We start from the raw sequence: 21,507 nt of genomic DNA, 5'->3' as shown, positions 1-21,507 counted from the left end.
ACACACTCATGCGTATTGCTCACTTCTTTATCGACCGTCCACGATTCGCGACGGTCGTCAGTGCCTTCCTGACGTTGATCGGACTCGGCGCCATGTACGTACTGCCGGTTGCGCAGTATCCCGAGATCGTGCCGCCGACCGTGCAGGTGACGACATCGTATCCGGGTGCGTCGGCGGAGACGATCGCGCGTACGGTAGCGACGCCGCTCGAACAGCAGATCAACGGCGTCGAAAACATGCTCTACATGGGCAGCCAGTCGACCGGCGACGGCAGGCTCACCGTAACAGTGACATTTCGCATCGGCACCGATCTGAACGTTGCGCAGATGCTCACGCAGAACCGCGTGCAGGATGCCTTGCCGCGCTTGCCTGAAGACGTGCAAAGACTCGGCGTGCAAGTGCGCAAGTCCACGCCGAGCATTCTGCTCGCGGTGCATCTCTATTCGCCCGACAAGCTGCGCGACACGTTGTATCTCTCGAATTACGCGACGCTGCATGTGAAGGACGCGCTTGCACGTATTCAGGGCGTGGGCGATGTGCAGTTCCAGGGCGCACGCGAATACGCGATGCGCATCTGGATCGACCCCGATCGTGTCGCGGCGAGCAACCTCACCGCAAGCGAAGTGCTGACGGCACTGCGTGCGCAGAACCTGCAGGTCTCCGCGGGCGTGCTGAACCAGCCGCCATCGGGCAACAGCGAGGCGTATCAAATCAACGTCGAGGCACTGGGGCGTCTCGCCACGCCGGAGCAGTTCGGCGATATCGTCGTGAAGTCGGACGGACAGGGGCGCATCACGCGTATTCGCGATATCGGCCGCGTGGAAGTGGGCGCGGCGGACTACGGTTCGACCGCGTTCATGGATCGCAGCGATGCGTCGACCTTGCTCATCTATGCCGAACCCGGCGCGAACTCGCTCGCGGTCGAGAAGGCCGTGCTCGGCGAGATGCGTGAACTCAAGCGCGACTTTCCGGCGGGTCTCGACTACAAGATCATCTATGACCCGACGATCTTCATCGGCAAGTCCGTCGATGAAGTCGTGACGACCATCTTCGTTGCGATCCTGCTCGTGGTGGCCGTGGTCTTCGTGTTCCTGCAGAACTGGCGTGCGACGATCATTCCCGTGGTGGCCATTCCCGTGTCGTTGCTCGGCTCTTTCATCGTGCTCGCTGCGTTCGGGATATCGCTGAATAACCTCTCGCTGTTCGGGCTCGTGCTTGCGGTGGGGATCGTGGTGGACGATGCCATCGTTGTCGTCGAGAACGTCGAGCGGAACATGCGCGCGGGCATGTTGCCTGTGGAAGCCGCGCATCGCACGATGGACGAAGTGGGCGGTGCGCTGCTTTCGATTGCGCTCACGTTGTGCGCGGTGTTCGTGCCATCGGCGTTTCTGAGCGGCATCTCGGGACTTTTCTTCCGGCAGTTCGCAGTGACCATCGCGGCGTCGACGGTGATCTCGTGTTTCGTTTCACTCACGCTGAGTCCGGCACTGTGCGCCGTGCTTTTCAAGCCGCATAGCGAACACGATGCCGAGCGTTCGAACTGGGCTTCGCGCATCATGCACGGCGGCTTTGCGCGCTTCAATCGCGGCTTCGAGCGCCTTTCGTTCGGGTACGGTAACGTCACGCGAAGGCTCGTGCGCGGGTTGACCGTGGTGCTTGCAGTGTATGTCGCGCTCATCGGATTGACCGCGCTGCAATTCGCGCGCACGCCGACGGGCTTCATCCCCGAGCAGGATCAAGGTTACCTGATTACCGTCGTGCAGTTGCCGCCGGGTTCGTCGCTGCAACGCACTGAGAAGGTCGTGCGTCAGGCCATCGATATCATCTTGTCGACACATGGTATCGAGCACGTAGCGCCCTTCGTCGGGCTCGATGCAACCACGCTCACGGTGGCATCGAATTCTGGCACGGTGTTTTCAGGCTTGCCTTCGCTCTATAGCCACTCGCTGCCGGGCGTGACGGCCAACACCGTACTCGCCGATATGCGCAAGCGCCTCTCGGTCATCAAGGACGCTTACGTGTTGACCATTCCGCCGCCGCCGGTGCAAGGCATCGGCAATGCAGGCGGCTTCAAGATGATGCTCGAAGATCGTGCGGGCCTTGGACCGGAAGCGCTCGTGAAGGCCGCGAACGCACTCGTCGCGGCGGCCAATCGTGATCCGAATCTCGCGGGCGTGTTCACGCTCTTCAATGCGGGCTCGCCATCGGTGTTCGCCAACATCGACCGGGTCAAGGCGCAAAAGGTCGGCTTGACGCCCACGGATGTGTTCTCCACCTTGCAGGTCTATCTCGGCTCGCAATACGTGAACGACTTCAACTATCTGGGCCGCACGTATGAAGTGATCGTGCAGGCGGACGGGCGTTTCCGGCGGACAGGTGAGGACATTACGCGGTTGAAGGCGCGCAATCAGGCCGGCGATATGGTGCCGATAGGAACCGTCGCGCATCTGGAAGACCGCACGATTCCGTATCGCGTGCCGCGCTATAACCTCTATCCGGCAGCGGAAGTGCAGGGCGTTGCAGCGCCGGGCGTGGCGACGGGCACCGCGCTGCATCGCATGGAAGAGCTTGCGCATCAGGTGCTGCCGCAGGGCATCGGGTTCGAATGGACCGAGCTTGCATATCAACAGCAACAACGCGGCACGCCCACGCTCGTCGTGTTCGGCGCGGCGGCGCTCTTCGTGTTCCTCGTGCTCGTGGCGCAATACGAGAGCTGGAAGTTGCCGCTTGCCATCGTGCTGATCGTGCCGATGTGTATTCTCGCGTCAGTCACCGGGCTTTCGTTGCGTGGCATGCCGATAGATATCCTCGCGCAGATCGGCTTCGTCGTGCTCGTCGGGTTGGCGGCGAAAAACGCGATTCTGATCGTCGAGTTCGCGAAGCAGAAGGAAGACGAGGGCGTGTCCGCCGTCACCGCTGCGGTGCATGCGGCGCGTACCCGTTTGCGGCCCATTCTCATGACCTCTTTCGCGTTCATTCTCGGCGTCGCGCCGTTGGCCGTGGCAACCGGCGCGGGCGCGGAGATGCGGCAGTCGCTCGGCACCGCCGTGTTGTTCGGCATGCTGGGCGTGACAGGCTTCGGTCTGCTCTTCACGCCAGCCTTCTATGTATTCATTCGCCGGTTCGGCAAGGGGCGTGCATGATGAAGCCATCGCTCACATGGATTGCGTCATCGACGTTAATCGCGGCGCTTGCCGGTTGCGCAGTCGGCCCCGACTACGTCACGCCTGAAACGGCCCTGCAACCGCTGCAGCACGTGCCCGCACAAACCGGCAAGACCGCTCCACCGCTCGATACCTGGTGGACCGGCTTCGACGATCCCATGCTCGTCACCGTGGTCGAGCGCGCGTTGTCGCAGAACCTCGATCTCGCGGCGTCGTTCGCGCGAGTACAGCAGGCGCGGGCGGCAGCGGCATCGGCGGGCGCGCAGTTATTGCCGACGGTGGACCTCGATGCATCGGCGAGCGCGCAGCATCAAAGCCTCGTCAGCCCGCTCGGCTCGCTTGCGCGCACTTTCCCCGGCTATAGCCGCGATCAGCGCGAATACACGGTAGGCGCGGCGGCAAGCTGGGAAATCGATCTGGCAGGCGGTCTGCGTCGCGATGCGGCCGCCGCCACGCGCGAGGAAGAAGCCGCGCAGGCCGAGCAGGCCGGCACACGCGTGACAGTCGCCGCCGATGCCGCCGATGCCTATCTGCAAGTGCGCGGCTTTCAGGCACGTCTTGCGGTGGCGCAGGACCAGATATCGACGGATGCGAGACTGCTCGACATCGTGCGTCTGCGTGTGGCCGCGGGCGCTGCCGACGAACGCGAAGTCGCGCAAGCCGATGCACTGCTCAAACAAGCGCGCACCGTGGTTCCGACGCTCCGTGTGCAACTCAACGCGCAGTTGAATCGACTGGACGTGCTGATGGGCGTGCAGCCCGGCACGTATGCGAGCGAATTGGCGACAGCGGCGGATATCCCCGGCATTCCATCCATCGATGCGTCGCCCGATGCCACCGCGCTGTTGCGTCAACGTCCCGATGTGATCGCGGCGGAGCGGCGTCTCGCGGCATCGAATGAACGTATTGGCGCTGCGATTGCCGACTATTATCCGAAGCTTTCGCTAACTGGTCTGCTCGGCTTCGATAGCGGCGGCTCGCATGAGCTGTTCACGGCGCGCGCGTTTCAACCGGCGATTACGGCGGGACTGCGCTGGCGTCTCTTCGACTTCGGCAAGGTGGATGCGGAAGTCGCGGCGGCGCGTGGCGCGAATGCGGAGGCGCTGGCGGTTTATCGGCAGAGCGTGTTGCGTGCGGCGGAAGATGTCGAGAACGCGTTCGTCGCATTGAGCGAAACGCAGAACCGGGGTATTGAACTCGATGCCGAGGTGGCCGCGCTCACGCGCGCACGCGACTTGTCGCAGCGCGCTTATAAGGCCGGTGCGATCACGCTCACGGACGTGCTGGATGCAGACCGTCAGTTGCTCGTGGCACGCGACGATCTCGATGCCACGCGCGCCGATGCAGCGCGTGCGGCGGTCGGCGCATTCCGCGCGCTTGGCGGCGGCTGGCGTACGCAACCTGCCGCTACCGCAGACGATGCCTCACTGAGCGAGCGCCTTTCTGGCCTCGCGAAGGATGGTGTCAGATAGCGCTGGCTCGTTGACCATGCGCGCCAGTGTCAGCGCGCCGATCATGGTGGAGAGCATGACGAGCGCCTGCTTCCTCGCGGCGGCGGGCGGCTCGTCGAGACTACCGGCGAACAGTTCGACCAGGCGCTCGATGCCCGCGGTCGCGGCGGTGCGCACTTCGTCGCTGGAACGCGCGAGTTCGCTCGACAGCGCGACGAACGGACAACCCGCGCCCGCGTTGTCGCGATGCTCCGGCGAAAGGTAATCCGCAACGGCGGCGTTGATGCCGCTCTTGCGCGTAAGCGCCGACGACATGGTCTCGCGCAACGTGTCGCTCGCCAGTTCGAGCGACTCCAGCACCACTTGTTCTTTCGATCCGAAATGCTTATAGAAGCCGCCGTGCGAGAGGCCGGCTTGCGCCATGAGATCGGCGAGCGCGGTGCCATCTATACCGTTCTCACGAAAGCGCGTGGACGCCGACTCCACTATGCGTTCGCGCGTTTCGGCTGCTTCCTGTCGGGACTTGCGCATGACGTGTCTATCTCTCTTCCAAATGGATGTAATTTAACATCCAAAAGCGTGCGTGACCAATCGCATCTTCAACGCTTTTTCAAAGGCGCGCCCACGCTGCCGATGTCGTTCAACGCTTCGAGAAAGGCCGCGACCTTCGGCAATTTTTCGCGGCCATGCGCGTAAGCTGCGAAGACTTCGAGCGGCACGAAGGAAAGTTCGGGCGCGGCATCGACGACACTGCCATCGGCCAACGCAGACCCTATCGCATACATGGGCAGGACCGCGACGCCCAGCCCCGCGCGGCAAAAGTCCGCAAGCGCAAACAAATCGCTCACGACCATCTTCGGCGTGAAGCTGATCTCGGTTCGTTTGCCCTGCCAGATGACATTCCAGCTCGTGCGCGGCGCGTAGGTCTGCAGCGCGAGGCATTCGTGCGCGACGATCTGCGCAGGCTCGGTGATCGGTCCATGCATGGCCACGTACGCCGACGACGCGCACAAGCAAAGATCCGCCGAGGCAATGTACCGCTCGCTGATTCCCGATTGCGATGTCGATGCAAGGCGCACGGCGACATCGAAATTGCCTTCGAGCAGGTCGGCATAGCGATCCGAGAGATCGACCTCGAAACGCAGCCGCGTATGACGGTTTGCAAGCCGCGTAAGACATGGAATGACGCAGGCGCGGCCGAATGCGGTCGGCATCGTGATGCGCAACAGGCCTTCGGGTTCGGCCGCGCCGCGTTGCGCTTGCGCTTCGGCGTGTCGAAGACGCAAGAGGATGTCGCGTAACTCACTCGCGTAGGACTTGCCGGCATCGGTCAATGCGACGTGTCGTGTCGTGCGTTCGATGAGGCGCACGCCAACTCTGCTCTCCAGAAGCGAAATGCGCCGGCTGATGGTGGATTGCGTGACACCCAGTTCGCGCGCCGCAGCGCCGAACCCACCGTATTCGGCGACGAAGAGAAACGTTTCGGCTTCCAGCAAGCCTGTGCCATTCATGCGTTTCCTCGATTTCTCATATCCACGCTGGCGATGTTAATCGAGTTAGCGGATGGATGTACTCTGGCTTCGTTCGCTGCATCGTCGTCGCAACGCTCAAGCGCACGCACCGAAAAACCATCAAAGGAGTATCAGATGAATTCCAACGATCGAACCCGCATTCACTACGCAAGCGCAACCGAACTCGCGCGTCTCATTCGCACTCGCGAATTGTCGAGTGTCGAAGTGATCGAGGCTCATTTGCATCGCATCGAGGCCGTGAATCCCAAAGTGAATGCCGTGGTGACGCTAATGGGCGAACAGGCCCTCGAAGCCGCCAGGCAGGCGCAACGAGCCGTGATGAGCGGCGCCACGCTCGGGCCGCTGCATGGCGTGCCTTTCTCCATCAAGGATGCACTCGATACCGCCGGCGTGCTCACGCAGCGCGGCTCGCGGCTCTTTGCCGGCAACGTACCCGCGCAGGACGCTACGTCGGTCGCGCGCTTCAAGGCCGCAGGCGGCATCCCGCTCATGAAAACCAACTTGCCCGAGTTCTCGGCGTGGACCGAGACCGATAACCTCGTTACCGGCCGAACCAATAATCCGTGGAATCTCGAACGCACGGCGGGTGGTTCGTCGGGCGGCGAGTCGGCGGCGATCGCGGCTGGCATGTCGCCAATCGGTATCGGCAGCGATGTCGCCATTTCGGTGCGCGGGCCGGCGGCGTTCACTGGCATCGCCGCACTCAAGGCCACGCATGGCCGCGTGCCTTATACGGGCCACTATCCGGGCGTGATTGCGCGCTGGTGGCATGTCGGGCCGATGGCTCGCACGGTCGGCGATGTCGCGCTCGGTTACTCGATTCTGAAAGGCCCCGATGGCTTCGATGGTTACGCCGTGCATGCCCGCAACGCCGACGCGGACCGTGCCGGGATTGCAGGTCAACCCGTGCGGGTAGGATGGGTATCGGAAGCCGCGTTCGGCCCGGTCGATCCCGAGATCACCGCCGCGGTCAAGGCTGCCGCCGCGCGTCTTGCCGATCTCGGCTGCGATGTCGAAGAGGTACGCCTGCCGTTTCTCGGCGAGCCGCTCAGTGCGCTGATGACGCTTGTCTTCGGCGAACTCGTGCCGTCCGTCAAGGCCATAGTGAAAGGCCGCGAGAACGACTTGCACGCGATAGGCAAGGGCATCGTCGAGACGCCGGACCCTGCGTTCGCCGACTTCATCGGCGCCGAAGCGAAAGCGGAAGCGCTCAGGTCTGCGTTCGCCGGATTCTTCGAGCAATACGATGTGCTGCTTTGCCCCGTGAATCCGATGACCGCAACGCCGCACGGCGCGCAGGAACTCGTGGTCAATGGCGTGACGGTGCCGTGGACGCATGTGATGAGCGCAACGTCACCGTTTAATCTGACCGGCTTGCCGGCGCTTTCGGTGCCCTTCGGCTTCAGCTCGGAGAACTTGCCGATCGGCGTTCAGTTGGTCGCGAAGTGGCTCGATGAAGCCACGATCTTGCGGCTCGGCGCGCTCATCGAGCGCAAGGGCGGCCTCGGCGAGCGGCGGCCTGCTATCTGAGCGGTGCGCAGCATCGGCGAATGTGTGCGCTTGCGTACGCAGACGAATGCAAATCGCGAGGGTTCGTCGCCTATCGCCTAAGCTTTCAGAGCGCCGGGTTCGTCCCGGCTGCCTTGAGCTTGCATGACGAAAAGGGCGGGGGAGACGATGCCGGACAAACTGACAGTGATTCAGTCGCAGCAGATGAACGCGCACGGCGAGCCGGACGTGGGCACGTTCAACTGGCAGTTCCTGGCGCAAGGGGACTCGTGGTTCACGACCAATACGGTCGAGCATTGGAGTTCGTCGAATCTGCTCAAAAACCTGGAGTTCGCGCAGGCGGCGGTCGCCGTGAATTGCGCCGACCCCGGCGATACGCTCACTCACATGGTCGACCTTCGTCGAGACCCTTTGTTTTATTCGCTGCTGGCCGGTCCCAAGGAACAGCCGTGGAGCGCGATTTTGCTTTCGGGCGGCGGCAACGACCTCATCGATGCCGTGCAGGTCGCGGCGATCGGCGACAACGGTGTGCCTGTCGCGCCGCACGAAAGACTGCTTCTCACGAGCGACGAATGGGGCGGGCCGCTCGCCGCCGCCGATAATCGCTACATCTCGGCGCAAGGTTGGGAGACCTTCAGGCTGCATCTGGAGCAGCAATTCAAGGCGCTGGACTTCATGCGCTCGAAGAGCAAACACAACACGAATACGCCGATCTTCACGCACACCTATGATTACGCGACGCCTCGCGCAAGCGGCGCGGGTTTGGGAATTGGACCGTGGCTCTTGCCTGCGCTGACAGACTATAAAATCCCTGCGAACGACTGGAACGCCATTGCGGACGCGTTCATCGACAAACTTGCTTCGATCAGCATGAGCCTCACGTTGCAAAATTTTCATGTGATCGATACGCGAGGCATCCTCACGCGCGCCGACGCGCAAGCGTCGGGCATCAGCAATGATTGGGAAAACGAAATTCACGCGACCGAAGCCGGATACGGCAAGCTCGCGGTGCCTTTCGTCAGTCGCGTGAGCACGGTGCTGGGGTTGGCTGCGCCAGCGTCGCCGCTCGGTGTGATCGAGACGGCGCCAGCGCCCGTGGTGACACCGGCCGTTGCATCGAAGCGTCGCGGGCGAGGCACCGGCGTCAGACCGGCGTAAAGGTACTGCGGTCTATTTTCGATGCGCGCGCTCGACGCGCGTCATCGAAGCGCGTTCGTCCGTCCGTTTGGGCGGGAGCGTGTGCGGTTCGCAAACGGTCGATATCGCGTTCTTGTAGATGGTCTGTATGCCGTTCGGCGATTGCACCGCGAGCACGTATTTATCGAACGATTCGATCAGTCCTGTCAGCTTGATCCCGCTCACGAGAAAGACCCATACGGTTTTTCGCTCGGCGATCAAGGTCTCGAGGAAAGTCGACTGAATGTCAGTATCGGCTTGAGTCATGGCGGCCGTCCCTTTCCGTGAGTACATCGCTCCCAGAATACGCGCCGCGCAAGCCCCGACGTGTGGGGTGGGCCACAGGCAAAACCGGTCTCTCTCGGAATCTCCGTGAAAATACGGTGTTTCGTGTTGATTATTTCCTAGTATGTTTAGGTGGACTGGGTTTTAAGTGTTGATATAAAACGGGTGAACGCCGGAACACGTTGCCCTCGGCTGCTACTCCTTCTTGTCATCCACCTGCATGATCCAGTGGCCGCCCGCATTGAGAAACCGCGCCTCGGAAGTCTCGCCGCCACCGCTGCCAAGCGTCGTGAACATGCCACGCATGGCATCGGCGGGTCCGCCCGATATGTTCATCGAATAGTCGCAGACATAACCCGGCTTGCCCGATGCCGGCGCGCAACCGAGCTTCTGAAACGAGTCGATCCGCATGGGTTCGTTACCGCGCACCGACTTGCTGCCCATGAACATGGTGGTCAGGCAGAGCATGGCATCGCCGCTCGTGAGCCTTGAACGGTCGGCCTGCTGGCAACGCTCGTTTTGCGACGAGATACCTTGCGCGATGGCCTGCGCCCGATTGTTGACCGCATCGTACATTTCCGCCGCCGTGGGTTCGCCGCCCGAATGCGATGCCCGCTCGGATGACTTCGATGTGGCGCGCGGCTGTGCATCGGCGACAGCGACCGGACGCGCCGAGTCGTTGCCGGACGATGCCTCGTAAGCATCGCCGAGCGCGCTGCGTTTGCGCAAGTCTTCTTGCTGCGCGACCATCGCTGTGGCAATCGCCACGCCGGCCGGCGCGTTGGCATCGCTATCCATCAGATAACGCGACTTGATCTGCGCGATCTCCTCGCCCGAACGAGCGTGCCTGATCTGCTGCTCGATTTCTCCTCGCGAGCTTTCGAGCGCCTGGGCGCGTCGGCTCAGAAAATATTGGTAGGTTTCCTGAACGCTCGGCACACGCTCCATGCCGTCGTAGCGCCGGCGGAAGTCCGCGCTCCACGTACGACCCTGCTGCAGGCCGGCCAAGCCAGTGCCGAGCGCATCGATGCTCTGCCGCTCGACGGCTTCCTGCGCCGTGCCCAACTGATTGAGCGCGACGCCGATCTTCGCCATCTCGGCGTTGCGCGATGTCGTGAGTGCCGTGGAGAACGCTGGCCGGTTTTGCATGCGATACAACTTCGCCAGTTCCACCATGCCGGGATAACCGCGCGCGTTGTCGATGGCCTGCGCCGTCTGCGCGTCCTCGACAGGTATCGCCACGCGTTGTTCGACAACCGTCATGCGTTTCGCGAACTCATCGCGCTCGGCGCGGGGTGCTTGCGGCAGAATCTTTTGCGCCGATGCTTCGATCTCGATCAAACGCGCGTGGCCCGTTTCATCGGCTTTGAGCGACTCCGCTTCCGTCGCGAGTTCCGTGAGTCCGCCAGTCGCGGCGCGCGACTGCGCGAGCAGGCGCAGATTGCTGTTATAGCGGAAAGAAGTCATCGCGCGAGTGGCGGCGGCCTTCTGATCGGGTGGAATCGATGCGAGCGGTCCGGTCGTGCTGAAACAGTGCGGCAAGATCTTGCTGGTGTACTCCGTCAGCATCTTCGGGTCTATCTGATCGTAGGTCTTGCCGAACACGGGAGCAAAGCGCGCATCCTGAATCAGCGCTGTCACGGCCGGGTCCGATTGCGGCGATTGCGCCGCACTCATGCCACCGCCGCCAGCGGGAAGCGGTCCGGATGTGAGCCACGTTTTTACGTCGTCGCACTGCGCCTTTGCTTCGTATTTCTCGTATTGTCCCTTCGCTGCGTTGACGAGCGGTTGCACATGAAGGTTCGCTCCGCCGCCACGCAGACTGTTCATGATCTGGCCGAAATTGAGGCCGTCGGCAAAGGCGTCGGGCGCGAGCGTCGCACAACAGAAGCCGGCGAGCACGACGCCGGTGCGGCGCAACGACAACGAACTTGCTACGACGCCAGCGCGCGCCATATTCCGGGCGGTAATCATGTTCGCTCTCCCAAATGACTGATGAATTGCCCTGGTATCCGCATCTTATGAAGGATGTACAGCACGAAGACCACGCGACGATCAACCGACGCGGGCCGCTCGTAATGCATGGTCTCCTCGCGATACGATTCGTCGCGCCAGCATGAAAACGCAGGGCGGCTCACCCAGAACAGGGCGGCCATGTCGTGCTCGCGCTCGGTCGTGAATGACGCGGTCGGAACGCGAGACGCTATGAATCTACGGCGGACGGGGCGGGCAGTCGTCTCCCAAATAGGAGATGCGTGAGGGCTTACGGATGAGGCGAAATGCTCGCGACGCTACGGGCCACCAGTGCGGCAAGCGCGCCTTGTCTGCTGGTGCCGGTCTTGGAAAGCACTTTCTTCAGATGCGAGCGCACGGTGCCGAGCCCGACGCCGAGCGTGGCGGCAATCTGATCGAGCGATTGTCCTTCGCCGATAGCGACCGCTATTGCCGCTTCCGCGCGCGTCAGTCCGAACAGGTCCCGAAGCGTGCGCGTGGCGGAATCCCCGGAAACCTCAGGATCGCGAATGAAAATGCTTGCCGCTGGGCGTGACACATCCGCCGACGCCCAATTGGCACGCCACGGCGCCACGAGCAAGGTGAGCGGCAATCTGCCTTGCCGTGGCACGGCGAGCGCCGCGCCAGCCGCGTGAGCCGCGCCGTTCGAGGTTTGCACGGCGTCGCGTATCAGCTTTGCAAGCCGGCTGTTCAATGCGGGATTGTTCATGCACACGCGCCGTGCATGCGTGCGAATCTCGGATGACGAAGCCAGTAGATTCTCGGCAGCGCGGTTCGCATACAAGACCATGCACGATGCATCGACCACGAGCACGCTGGTCTCGATGCAATCGAGCGCATCCACTGCCGCGCGTTGTGCGAGCGCGGTGTCGCGCAACCGTTCGCGCAAGCCGAGCGCGCGGCGCACATGCGGAAACAACACGCCCAGTTCCTGACGATCGTTCTCTACGAAACGCCCTGCGGAAAGCGGCCGATGCACGCCAAGCACACCTGTCTCACCATTGCCAACGGGAAACAGCACCCCAACCATATGATAAATATCGAGCCGCCGCGTCCAGTCCTGATAGAAGCCAGTGCGCTCGAATTGCGTATCGGGCATGAGGCTTTGGCTCGTGAATACTTCGCCCGGATGAAGCCGCGCGGAGTGTTCGACCCATAGATCGTTCCGATGCCAGTAATCCGCCCAGGCCTGTTCGTTCGGCGCGACACGCAGATTGTCGGTCACGCTTGCGAGCTTTGGACCGCGAGGACCGCCGCATGTCTTGAGCACGCCGCTCGTGGCGTCGAACGCTCGTGCAATGGCCGAAGCCACGCCGGCCCATTGAGCGTCGTCGAGCGCGGCATCGTAGAGAAGGCTGATTACCGGACCGAGCCGGTCTTGATGTCCGACCGGTTTATTGTCTGCGTCCAAGTTCTTTGCCTCGCGGTTGCGCACGAGTTCAGGACCGAAGCGTGGTCCGAAAACGAAGGCCTTCGGGTTGCAAGGCCTCGAATGGAATTGCAGATTACACCTTAGGTAACCGAACTAAAAGGGAAAGCTTGGAGTGAGTAGTGCACCGGCAGAGTGCGAACGTGTCCGCAATGTATTTATCGTCGCAGCTCGCCAGGCCCTTTGCCCGTCCACCGCTTGAGCGCGCGGCGGAAGTTCGCCGCATCGCTGAAGCCGAGAAGCATCGCGACATCGTCGGTGCTCATCTTCGTCGTCTTCAGATATTCGAGCGCGAGCGAACGTTTTACATCGTCCACGATAGCCACGAACGACGTCCCTTCCTCATCCAGACGACGCCGCAACGTGCGCGTGGTGAGATGCATCGATTCGGCGACCGCTTCCATGCCCGGAAAAACGCCGGGTGTGCTCATCAGGACCTGATACACCTCACCCGATACACCGCTCGATGTCTTCGCTTGACCGATCAACCGGTCGCACGTCTCCTGAAGCAGCGCTGCCGTGAGCTTGTGCGCGAGTTGCGGCTTGCGGTCGAGAATGGCGCTGTCGTAGACGAGCTCGCATTGCGGCTGATCGAAATAGCACGGGCAGCCGAGATATTTCGGATAGATATCCGCGTGCGCGGGTGCAGGATACGAAAAGCACGCCTTGACCGGCGGACAGACGCTGCCCGCAACATCCTGAAGATGCGTCACATGCTGCGTGTATTGCTGTTCGATGATGAACTCGCGCAGTTCACGCGAAGGGCTCGAGATAAATGCATCGGGGAAAGTCCAGACCATTCTGTCGGGATATTCGGTCCATTCGATAGCGACTGTCGGTGTCGCGAGCCGGTGATACCGCACGCCCAGCTTGAAGTAGTCGCGCAACGAGAGACACGACATCAGCGCGTATCCATACATGCCGTAAGCCGACAGATGCAGCTTGCCGCCGACCTTGAACGGCGTGGCCGGTTCGCACGATAGCGCCACTGCATTCCGGCAAACGGTAGCGTATTGCCCGATGGAGGTCAGCACGGAAGCGTCTTGCAACTCCTCCGCGCTCACGCCCACGCCGCGCAGACTGTCCGCCACAGCAATGCCTTGCTCCGCCAGCACCTCGACCAGCGCGGCGATCTTGTAGGGCGCGTAGATGCGCTCGTTGAGCGGCGGGCGGGTCGTCGCCATGGCTCTCCTCGCAATGTCCTCACGGGACTTCCGTGTGTCCGAAAATGACCTTTTCGACGAGATGCTATCTCACTACTATAAGTGTCACAAGAGTTCGTCCGTCGATACGGGCGGCATCGAGACCCGATGAAAACTCAATGGAGACAAGGATAGTCAGATGAGCAATCCGGCCCGCAAGGTCATCATTTCGTGCGCCGTCACGGGCGCGACCCACGTTCCGTCGATGTCGGAATATCTTCCGCTCACGCCCGCGGACATTCGCGATCAGGCAATCGAAGCAGCCGAGGCGGGTGCCGCGATCATTCATCTGCATGCGCGCGATCCCGTAGACGGAAGGCCCACGCCAAGCCTCGATATCTTCAGGCAGTTCGTTCCCGCCATCGCGGAGGCGACCGACGCTGTCATCAACATCACGACAGGCGGCAGCACGCGCATGACGCTCGAAGAACGGCTTGCTTATCCGCTGCATGCCGCGCCGGAGATGTGCTCGCTCAACATGGGTTCGATGAACTTCTCGATTCATCCACTCGCCGCGAAGATGTCGACGTGGCGTTACGACTGGGAGAAGGACTACGTCGAAGGCATGGAGGACATGATCTTTCGCAATACCTTCAGGGATATCAAGCGAATCCTCCAGCAACTCGGCGACAAGGGCACGCGCTTCGAGTTCGAATGCTACGACCTTGGGCATCTCTACAATCTCGCGCATTTCGTCGATCAGGGGCTCGTCAAGCCGCCGTTCTTCATTCAATCCGTGTTCGGCATTCTCGGCGGCATGGGCGCGGACCCGGAGAATATGACGGTCATGCGCACAACCGCGGATCGTCTCTTCGGACGCGACAACTATCACTTCTCGGTGCTCGGCGCCGGACGTCATCAGATGCCGCTCGTCACCATGAGCGCCATTCTTGGCGGCAATGTGCGCGTGGGTCTGGAGGACAGCGTGTATATCGCAAAGGGCGTGAAGGCCGAATCGAACGCGCAGCAGGTCAGAAAGATTCGCCGCATTCTGGAAGAGCTTTCGTTCGAGATCGCGACACCTGCCGATGCACGGCAAATGCTCGGTCTCAAGGGACGTGACGAAGTCACGCTCTGAATCCCATGCTCAACGCTGCCACATAAAAGAACAGCAGCGGACTTATCAGGAGACGACATGAACCATGGCATGGTCAAAGACAGTATCGATGCGTTGCATCGCGTGGCGACGAAGAAGGCGATGCTGAAGCTGATCCCGCTCATGTGCGCGATCTACTTCATGTCCTTTCTCGATCGCACGAATGTCGCGCTTGCAAAGGCGCAGCTTGCCGCCGATGTCGGCATCAGCGCGGCGGCATATGGGCTCGGCTCCGGCATCTTCTTCATCGGCTATGCGTTGCTGGAAGTGCCGAGCAATCTCGCGGCGCATCGCGTGGGTCCACGGCGATGGATCGCGCGTATCGCGGTGAGCTGGGGCATTCTTTCCACCGCGATGATGTTCGTGCAAGGCGAATGGTCGTTCTATGCGCTGCGCGTGCTCTTGGGCATCGCCGAGGCCGGGCTCTTTCCGGCGCTCATGTACATGGTGACGTTGTGGTTCGCGCCCGCCGACCGGCCTATCGCGGTCGGCTGGATTTACACGGCGCCCGCGCTTGCACTCGTTCTTGGCAATCCGCTCGGCGGCGCGTTGATGCAACTGGGCGGCATGGGCGGTCTGCACGGCTGGCAATGGATGTTCATGATCGAAGGCATCCCGAGCGTGCTGGCGGGCGTGCTGCTCTACTTCAAGCTGCCGGAGCGTCCGCGCGATGCCCGCTGGCTTTCGACCGATGAAGCGCAAGTGCTGGAAGCACGCGCCGTCATCGATACGCACGGTCATTCCGAACTCACTTCGGAAGACTGGCTCGCCGCGATCAAGCGGCCGACGACCGTGCTCATCGGCCTCATCTATTTCTTGAATCAGGTGGCGTTCGTCGGGCTTTACTTCTTCACGCCTGCAATGATTCAGCAGATGCATGTGAAGACGCCGTTTATCGTCGGCTTGTTGTCGAGCAGCGTGGGTATCGGCTTTCTGCTGGGCGTGTTGATCTTGCCGCGCATTCATCGGCGCTACGGCAACGACTGCGTGTATCTCGGCATTCTGACGGCGGGACTCGTCGCGGCCGGATGCGTGTTCGTCGCGACATCTGTTCCCGCGGCGCGCATGGTGTTGCTCGCGGTCACGGCGTTCTTCGCGGGCGGCGTGTTGCCTTCGTACTGGGCTATCGCAATGAAGCGACTGCAAGGCATTCAGGCGGCGGCGGGGCTTGCTTTCATCAACACCGTCGGGTTGATCGGCGGTTTCGTCGGGCCGTATTTGTTCGGTATGACCGAGACCATCACGGGCCGCAGCGATTCGGGTTTCATGGTGATTCTCGGGGCGTCCGTGCTTGGACTGGCGCTCATTCCGGTGTTCGCAAGAGCGATTCGACGCGAAGATGTGAGTGCATCGCGTGTGACCGAAGGCGGTGCGGCGAGCGCGCATTCGTAAGCGGTCGAGCAGTTGCGGCGTGATTCTTCGCGAACGCATGGAATGCACGATTGCCGCGTTTGCGGGAAGCGCTGGCGTCGCCAGCGGCGGCAACATCACAGGGCAGGCCATCAGTCTCGATGGCCTGCCCCATGTACGAACCTTAGCCAGGAATAACCTTCGCCGCCTTCAGCTTCTCGAACAACTCAAAGAATGAATCAGGCGTGCTTTGATAGTCGAGAAATCCGGCTTTGCGGCTCTTGGTCATATCGGTGAGCACTTCCATTGGCCGGCCAAGGTCGGCGTCGGTATGCCACCACGAAGCCAGCTTCTCCACGTTCGCTTCGATAAGACCGAAGCGCGCCGCGATATCGGCCCACAAACGCGGCGCGTCCTGCATGCGCGATTCGAGCGGACGCGTTTCGCCATCGAACGGCGCGGCCTCGATGCCGAAGTATTCCGCGAGCTGCGACCACATCCAGTTCCAGCGGAAGACATCGCCATTGACCACGTTGAAGTCTTCGTTACGCGCATTGGGCGAAGTCGATGCCCATTCGAGATGACGCGCCAGAAGGCGTGCATCGGTCATGTCCGTGAGACTGTTCCATTGCGCGGGTGAACCGGGGAACACGAACGGTGCGCCGGTTTCCTTGCAAAGCGTCGCGTACACGGCAAGCGTGACGCCCATGTTCATGGCGTTGCCGAGCGCAAAGCCGATGATCGTATGCGGCCGATGCACGCTCCAGCCGAAGCCATATTTCTTCGCGGCTTCAAAGACCTTATCTTCCTGCTCGTAATAGAAGTTGTCGACGTCCTGCCGCCCTTGTTCCTCGCGAAACGGCGTGAGCGGCACCTTGCCTTTACCATATGCTTCGAACGGGCCGAGATAGTGCTTGAGGCCGGTCACGAGCGCGGCATGTTCGAGCTTGCCGGTGGGTCCAAGCGCATCGAGTACATGTCGCACCATGGCGCCATTCACACGGATGTTTTCTTTCTCGGTGGCTTGCCGCGCCCATGCCGTGAAAAACACGTGGCTGAAGTGCTGCCCGTTGAGTGCTTCGCTGACCGACTCCGCTGAAGTCAGGTCGGCGGTCACGGATTCGACGCCTTCGCGTAGGGCCGAGCGGCCGCGCGAAAGACCGGTTACGTGCCAGTCGTCGAGCGTTAGAAGATGTTCCGCGAGATTGCCGCCGACAATACCCGTCGCGCCGATGATAAGTGCTCGTTTTTGCATGGAGATGTGCCTGTGATGAGGATCGATGCGAATCTTGGTGTCGCTCGATTGTAGGCGGGATCGTGCAAACGCGTACTTTGCATACGGCGGTGCTTCATCGGACGAGCCTCACGCAAAAAGAGCGAAGCCCGCAAAGGCTTCGCTCTCGCAGTACCGCGCTGGCTGTCGGTCAGAAGATCAACCGCAAGCGGGCGCCGCCTTCTTGCAGGCATCGGCCAATTGCGGCGGCGGGTCTTTCTTGAACACAGTCTTGTAAGACTCGAGCACATTCGACTGCACGACCGGCAGCGACTGCACGCCAATCCACGCGGGCGGTGTCTGGCCGATCAGCGCCTTCATCATCGCCATGGCTTCGGCTGCGCCCTGATCGTACGGACGTTGCGAGCCCGTCGCCTTGAGCGGACCGCCCTTGGCGATCTCGATTGCCGATTCGAGCCCCAGGTCCACCGTCGTCACAGGCGTGTTGATGCCCTGCGCGCGCATCGACGTAAGCGTGTCCAGCGCGGGCTGATCCCACACGGCGAACACGCCCTTGACGTCCGGATTCGCCGTGAGAAAGTCGCCCGCAATCTGCCCGACTTTTGACGGATCGGTGAACGCGACCTGCTTGATCTTGATGTCCGCGCGATTCTTCTTCAGCCAGTCGTTGACGGCTTTGGTCCGCTCCGTCGTGCTGAAGTAATCGACGCCGAAGTTCACGAGACCGACCGTGCCGCCTTTCGGCACGCACGACGCAAGCACCTTCGCCGCTATCTGGCCGTTGCCTTCGCTATCGGCCGAGACCATGGCCGCGTATTGCTCGGGATGCTTGAGGCCGGTTGGCACGTTGTCCATGAACACGAGCTTGATGCCCGCCTGCGAGACCTTCTTGTAGGTCGCGGCTGTTGCCGTGCCATCCACGGGAATGGAGATGATGCCGTCCGGATGGCGCTGGATCGTGTTCTCGATATCGGCGATCTGCTTGTCGACCTGATACTCGGCCGACGCCGTGCCGATCACTTCCACGCCGTACTTCTTGAGCGTATCCGTAATGCCTTGCACTTGAAGTTGCGACCAGTCGAGGTTCATCGTCTGCATCGAAATGCCTACCTTGAACTTGCCGGCCTTGACCTTGGCGGCTTCGGCATCGGTCAGCTTGACGGCATCGACGGCTGCCGCCTTCTCGCCATTCGGTCCCTGGCCGACGATGCCCGTTGGCCCGATCGACGCCACATTCAGCTTTTCGCACGATTGCGCGAACGCCTGCGCACAGCACAGAGCCATGGCAGTCGCCGCCGCGACACTCGCCAGCTTTACACCTGATCCACGACGATAGTTCATGTCTTGCCTCCATTGGTCGCGTTGTACTTCGTCTCCTGCTTTTTTGACTTGCCTTTCGTGGTCTCTCACGCAATGTCGATCTGCGCGGGAAACCAAAACTACTTGCGCGTGAACGCGACTGCCGCGACGATGATCACGCCCTTGATGACGAGTTGCAGCGACGAACTCACGCCGAGCAGCACGAGCCCGTTATTCAGCGTGCCGATGATGAGACTGCCAAGCAGCGTGCCTAGAATGAAGCCGCGTCCGCCGAAAAGACTGCATCCGCCGAGCGTGACGGAGGCAATCACGTCGAGTTCCATGCCCTGCACGACGTCCGGGCGCGCCGCATGCGAACGCGCGGACAAGACGAGCGCGGCGAGGCCGGCAAGCGCGCCCGTCAGCACGAATGCGAGCGTCGTCACGCGGCGAATGTTGATGCCCGAGTACAGCGCGGCCGTGGGATTGCCGCCGGCTGCATAGATTTGCCGGCCGAACACGCTGTAATGCAGAAGCAGAATGCCGCCGATCACGGCAAGCAAGGTCCAGATGATCGGCACCGGCACGCCAGCAATGTCGCCTTCGCCGAAGATCGCAATGAAATGATCGTTCGTGATGATCTCGGGCCGCGTCGTCGTGACCATCAATGCAAGTCCGCGCGCCGCGCTCAAGCTGCCGAGCGTCACGAGAAACGAGGGAATGTTCAAACGCGTCGTGACGAGACCGTTGATCGCGCCGACGATCGCGCCCGTGCCAATGCCCGCGATCGCGCCGATGACCCAGCTATCGCCGATATGCGACATCGCGAGCGCGGCGGCCATGCCGGACAGCGCGAGCGACGATCCCACCGACAAGTCGATCTGCCGCGCGATGATCACGGATGTCATGCCGATAGCGATGATCGACACGAGCGCCGTCTGGCGGCCGATGTTGAGGAAGTTGTCGATGGAGAGAAACCACGGCGACGCGAAGCTGAACACCACCAGCAGAATCGCGAACGCAAAGTACAGCATGTAGGGGCGGTCGCCCTGCAGCAGAAGCTGCGCAATGCGCCGTGCGCGCGAATGACGCTGAGCGCTTTGTTGTTCGGCGGGCATCGGCGAAACAGACTCGTTCATGTTGCAAGCTCTTCGGTAGGGCGGGCCAGTTGTATGAGATGGTGCAGTTCTTCCGCGTGACGAATCTCGGCGCGCTCGACAGTACGTGTAATCGCGCCATTGGCGACGATGGAAATACGGTCGCAGAGCCGCAGCAGTTCGTCCAGATCCGACGACACCACCACGACGCCCGTGCCTGCGCGCGCCGCGTCCTGTACCACGCCGTAGATTTCCTCGCGCGCGCCGACATCGACGCCGACCGTGGGTTCATCGAGCAACAACAACTTCGGGCGCGGATGATTCCACTTCGCGAATACGACCTTCTGCTGGTTGCCGCCCGAGAGAAACTTCACGTGTGTCGATGCATCGGGCGCTTTCACGGAAAGCTGCTTCATCGCGACGCGTGCTTGTTGCGCGGCGGCTTTCGCGCGCAGCCATCCGCCGCTCGAAAACCGCGGCAGGCGCGGCAAGGTCAGATTGCGTTCGATCGAATGATCGAGCACGAGCCCTTGCAGATGACGGTCTTCAGGCACGAGCGCGACGCCGCGCCGGATTGCATCGGAGGGATTGCGCGCGCCGAGCGGTTCGCCGTCGAGATCGAGGCTGCCCGACTCCACGGGCAGCAGACCGAAGATGGTTTGCAGAATCTCCGTGCGGCCGCTGCCGATCAGTCCGGCAATGCCATGCACTTCGCCCTTGCTCACGGACAAGTCGACGGCGCAAAGATGCGCGTTGCTTACCTTCGACAGCTTCAGCACGGGCGCATCGGCAGCGCGATCGGCCATCGCGACTTTGGTTTGCGCCGCCGCACCAGCCGAGGTTTCCTGTCGCGCCTGCATGGCCGCATGACGCGGGCCGACGATAGCCGCGACGAGCTGCTTCATGTCGGTTTCGGCGGTGGCGAAACTTCCGGCGTTTGCACCATCGCGGAACACGGTCACGCGCTGCGAGATGCGAAAGACCTCGTTCAGCCGATGCGTCACGTAGATCACGCCGACGCCGCGCGCCGTCACGGTGCGAATAGCGTCGAAGAGAATCCGTTCTTCGCCGCCTGTCAACGCGGACGTGGGTTCGTCGAGAATCAGCACGCGCACATCGCCCATCAGCGCCTTGCAAATCTCCGTCATCTGGCGATAGGCGAACGGCAAGGAATCCACGGGCACGCGCGGATCGAGCGGAATATTGTGTTCGCGCAAAAAGGTGCTGACCTGGGCCATGAGTTCGCGTTGCCGGACGAAGCCGAGGCGCGTGCGCGGTTCGCGCCCAAGCATGAGGTTGGCGCCGACGGACAACGATTCGACCAGACTCAAGTCCTGATACACGACGGCAACGCCTGCCTCGCGCGACTTTGCGGGCGATTCGAATGCGACCCGGTTGCCCGCGATTTCGATCGATCCTTCGTCGTAGGCGTGGACGCCGCTCAATATCTTGATGAGCGTGGACTTGCCCGCGCCGTTTTCGCCGAGCAGCGCGTGCACCTCGCCCGGCAGAACTTCGAGATCGACGCCGCGCAGCGCCTGCACGCCACCGAACCTTTTGGTGACGCCGGTTACACGGATCAACGGAACTGGCGGCGATGAAGCGGCCGCGACCGGCTGACTCATCCTGATGTCTCCTTCGTCGAATAGACGAATTCTTATGTTTTCGCG

17 protein-coding genes are annotated in these 21,507 nt (G+C 61.8%); 6 read left to right on the top strand and 11 right to left on the bottom strand.

What is annotated here, in order from left to right:
- The first annotated feature begins 8 nt into the window (after positions 1-8).
- Both QCE79_RS16695 and QCE79_RS16690 read left to right on the top strand, forming a co-directional pair.
- Positions 9-3,143, top strand: a complete 3,135-nt coding sequence (locus tag QCE79_RS16695) for an efflux RND transporter permease subunit (RefSeq protein ID WP_250494960.1) — start codon at positions 9-11, stop codon at positions 3,141-3,143.
- Entirely contained in the window at positions 3,140-4,636 is a 1,497-nt protein-coding gene (locus QCE79_RS16690) for an efflux transporter outer membrane subunit (RefSeq protein WP_309846109.1), read from the top strand. The genes QCE79_RS16695 and QCE79_RS16690 overlap by 4 nt, the downstream gene beginning before the upstream one ends.
- Here the strand turns inward: QCE79_RS16690 and QCE79_RS16685 are convergent.
- Positions 4,589-5,146, bottom strand: coding sequence for a TetR/AcrR family transcriptional regulator (locus tag QCE79_RS16685; protein WP_244831730.1), 558 nt, complete (start codon positions 5,144-5,146; stop codon positions 4,589-4,591). The two genes, QCE79_RS16690 and QCE79_RS16685, sit on opposite strands and share 48 nt — an antisense overlap.
- 68 nt (positions 5,147-5,214) lie before the next feature.
- Positions 5,215-6,126, bottom strand: coding sequence for a LysR family transcriptional regulator (locus QCE79_RS16680; protein ID WP_309846107.1), 912 nt, complete (start codon positions 6,124-6,126; stop codon positions 5,215-5,217).
- Between the two features lie 135 nt (positions 6,127-6,261).
- Here QCE79_RS16680 and QCE79_RS16675 point away from each other — a divergent pair, with 135 nt between their 5' ends.
- Together QCE79_RS16675 and QCE79_RS16670 are read left to right on the top strand one after the other, a co-directional pair.
- Positions 6,262-7,677: an amidase gene (locus tag QCE79_RS16675; protein ID WP_309846106.1), complete on the top strand. Its 1,416-nt coding sequence runs from the start codon at positions 6,262-6,264 to the stop codon at positions 7,675-7,677.
- Between the two features lie 123 nt (positions 7,678-7,800).
- Entirely contained in the window at positions 7,801-8,814 is a 1,014-nt protein-coding gene (locus tag QCE79_RS16670) for a hypothetical protein (RefSeq protein WP_309846104.1), read from the top strand.
- A 12-nt stretch (positions 8,815-8,826) separates the two neighbouring features.
- Here QCE79_RS16670 and hfq read toward each other — a convergent pair whose 3' ends face one another.
- The 5 genes from hfq to QCE79_RS16645 form a co-directional block, all read right to left on the bottom strand.
- Positions 8,827-9,099: an RNA chaperone Hfq gene (gene hfq / locus QCE79_RS16665; RefSeq protein WP_250469659.1), complete on the bottom strand. Its 273-nt coding sequence runs from the start codon at positions 9,097-9,099 to the stop codon at positions 8,827-8,829.
- A 213-nt stretch (positions 9,100-9,312) separates the two neighbouring features.
- Entirely contained in the window at positions 9,313-11,091 is a 1,779-nt protein-coding gene (locus QCE79_RS16660) for a hypothetical protein (RefSeq protein ID WP_309846102.1), read from the bottom strand.
- On the bottom strand, positions 11,088-11,273 hold the full coding sequence (locus QCE79_RS16655; protein WP_309846099.1) for a hypothetical protein: 186 nt from the start codon (positions 11,271-11,273) through the stop codon (positions 11,088-11,090). The genes QCE79_RS16660 and QCE79_RS16655 overlap by 4 nt, the downstream gene beginning before the upstream one ends.
- Positions 11,274-11,380: 107 nt before the next feature.
- Entirely contained in the window at positions 11,381-12,541 is a 1,161-nt protein-coding gene (locus QCE79_RS16650; RefSeq protein WP_309846096.1) for a LuxR family transcriptional regulator, read from the bottom strand.
- A 176-nt stretch (positions 12,542-12,717) separates the two neighbouring features.
- Positions 12,718-13,743 carry an AraC family transcriptional regulator ligand-binding domain-containing protein gene (locus tag QCE79_RS16645; protein WP_244831722.1) on the bottom strand — a complete coding sequence of 342 codons (1,026 nt, stop codon included), beginning with the start codon at positions 13,741-13,743 and terminating at the stop codon, positions 12,718-12,720.
- A 157-nt stretch (positions 13,744-13,900) separates the two neighbouring features.
- Between QCE79_RS16645 and QCE79_RS16640 the strand changes: the two genes are divergently transcribed.
- Complete coding sequence (locus QCE79_RS16640; protein ID WP_309846093.1) at positions 13,901-14,839, top strand: 3-keto-5-aminohexanoate cleavage protein; 939 nt, start codon at positions 13,901-13,903, stop codon at positions 14,837-14,839.
- A gap of 57 nt (positions 14,840-14,896) precedes the next feature.
- Complete coding sequence (locus QCE79_RS16635) at positions 14,897-16,249, top strand: MFS transporter (protein WP_309846091.1); 1,353 nt, start codon at positions 14,897-14,899, stop codon at positions 16,247-16,249.
- A 142-nt stretch (positions 16,250-16,391) separates the two neighbouring features.
- On the opposite strand, the gene QCE79_RS16630 is transcribed toward QCE79_RS16635, so the two are convergent.
- The 4 genes from QCE79_RS16630 to QCE79_RS16615 form a co-directional block, all read right to left on the bottom strand.
- Positions 16,392-17,462 (bottom strand): SDR family oxidoreductase, encoded by a 1,071-nt coding sequence (locus QCE79_RS16630; RefSeq protein ID WP_244831719.1) that lies wholly within the window; start codon positions 17,460-17,462, stop codon positions 16,392-16,394.
- A 177-nt stretch (positions 17,463-17,639) separates the two neighbouring features.
- Positions 17,640-18,782 (bottom strand): substrate-binding domain-containing protein, encoded by a 1,143-nt coding sequence (locus QCE79_RS16625; protein WP_244831718.1) that lies wholly within the window; start codon positions 18,780-18,782, stop codon positions 17,640-17,642.
- A gap of 98 nt (positions 18,783-18,880) precedes the next feature.
- A complete protein-coding gene (locus QCE79_RS16620; RefSeq protein ID WP_309846087.1) occupies positions 18,881-19,879 on the bottom strand; it encodes an ABC transporter permease in 999 nt (332 codons plus the stop codon).
- Entirely contained in the window at positions 19,876-21,462 is a 1,587-nt protein-coding gene (locus QCE79_RS16615; protein WP_309846085.1) for a sugar ABC transporter ATP-binding protein, read from the bottom strand. The genes QCE79_RS16620 and QCE79_RS16615 overlap by 4 nt, the downstream gene beginning before the upstream one ends.
- Between the last annotated feature and the right edge of the window lie 45 nt (positions 21,463-21,507).

This window comes from Caballeronia sp. LZ003 (genome assembly GCF_031451465.1).
Lineage (GTDB): Bacteria > Pseudomonadota > Gammaproteobacteria > Burkholderiales > Burkholderiaceae > Caballeronia.
Note: the sequence above shows the minus strand (reverse complement) of the source record. Positions and strands in the feature narration are given on the sequence as shown.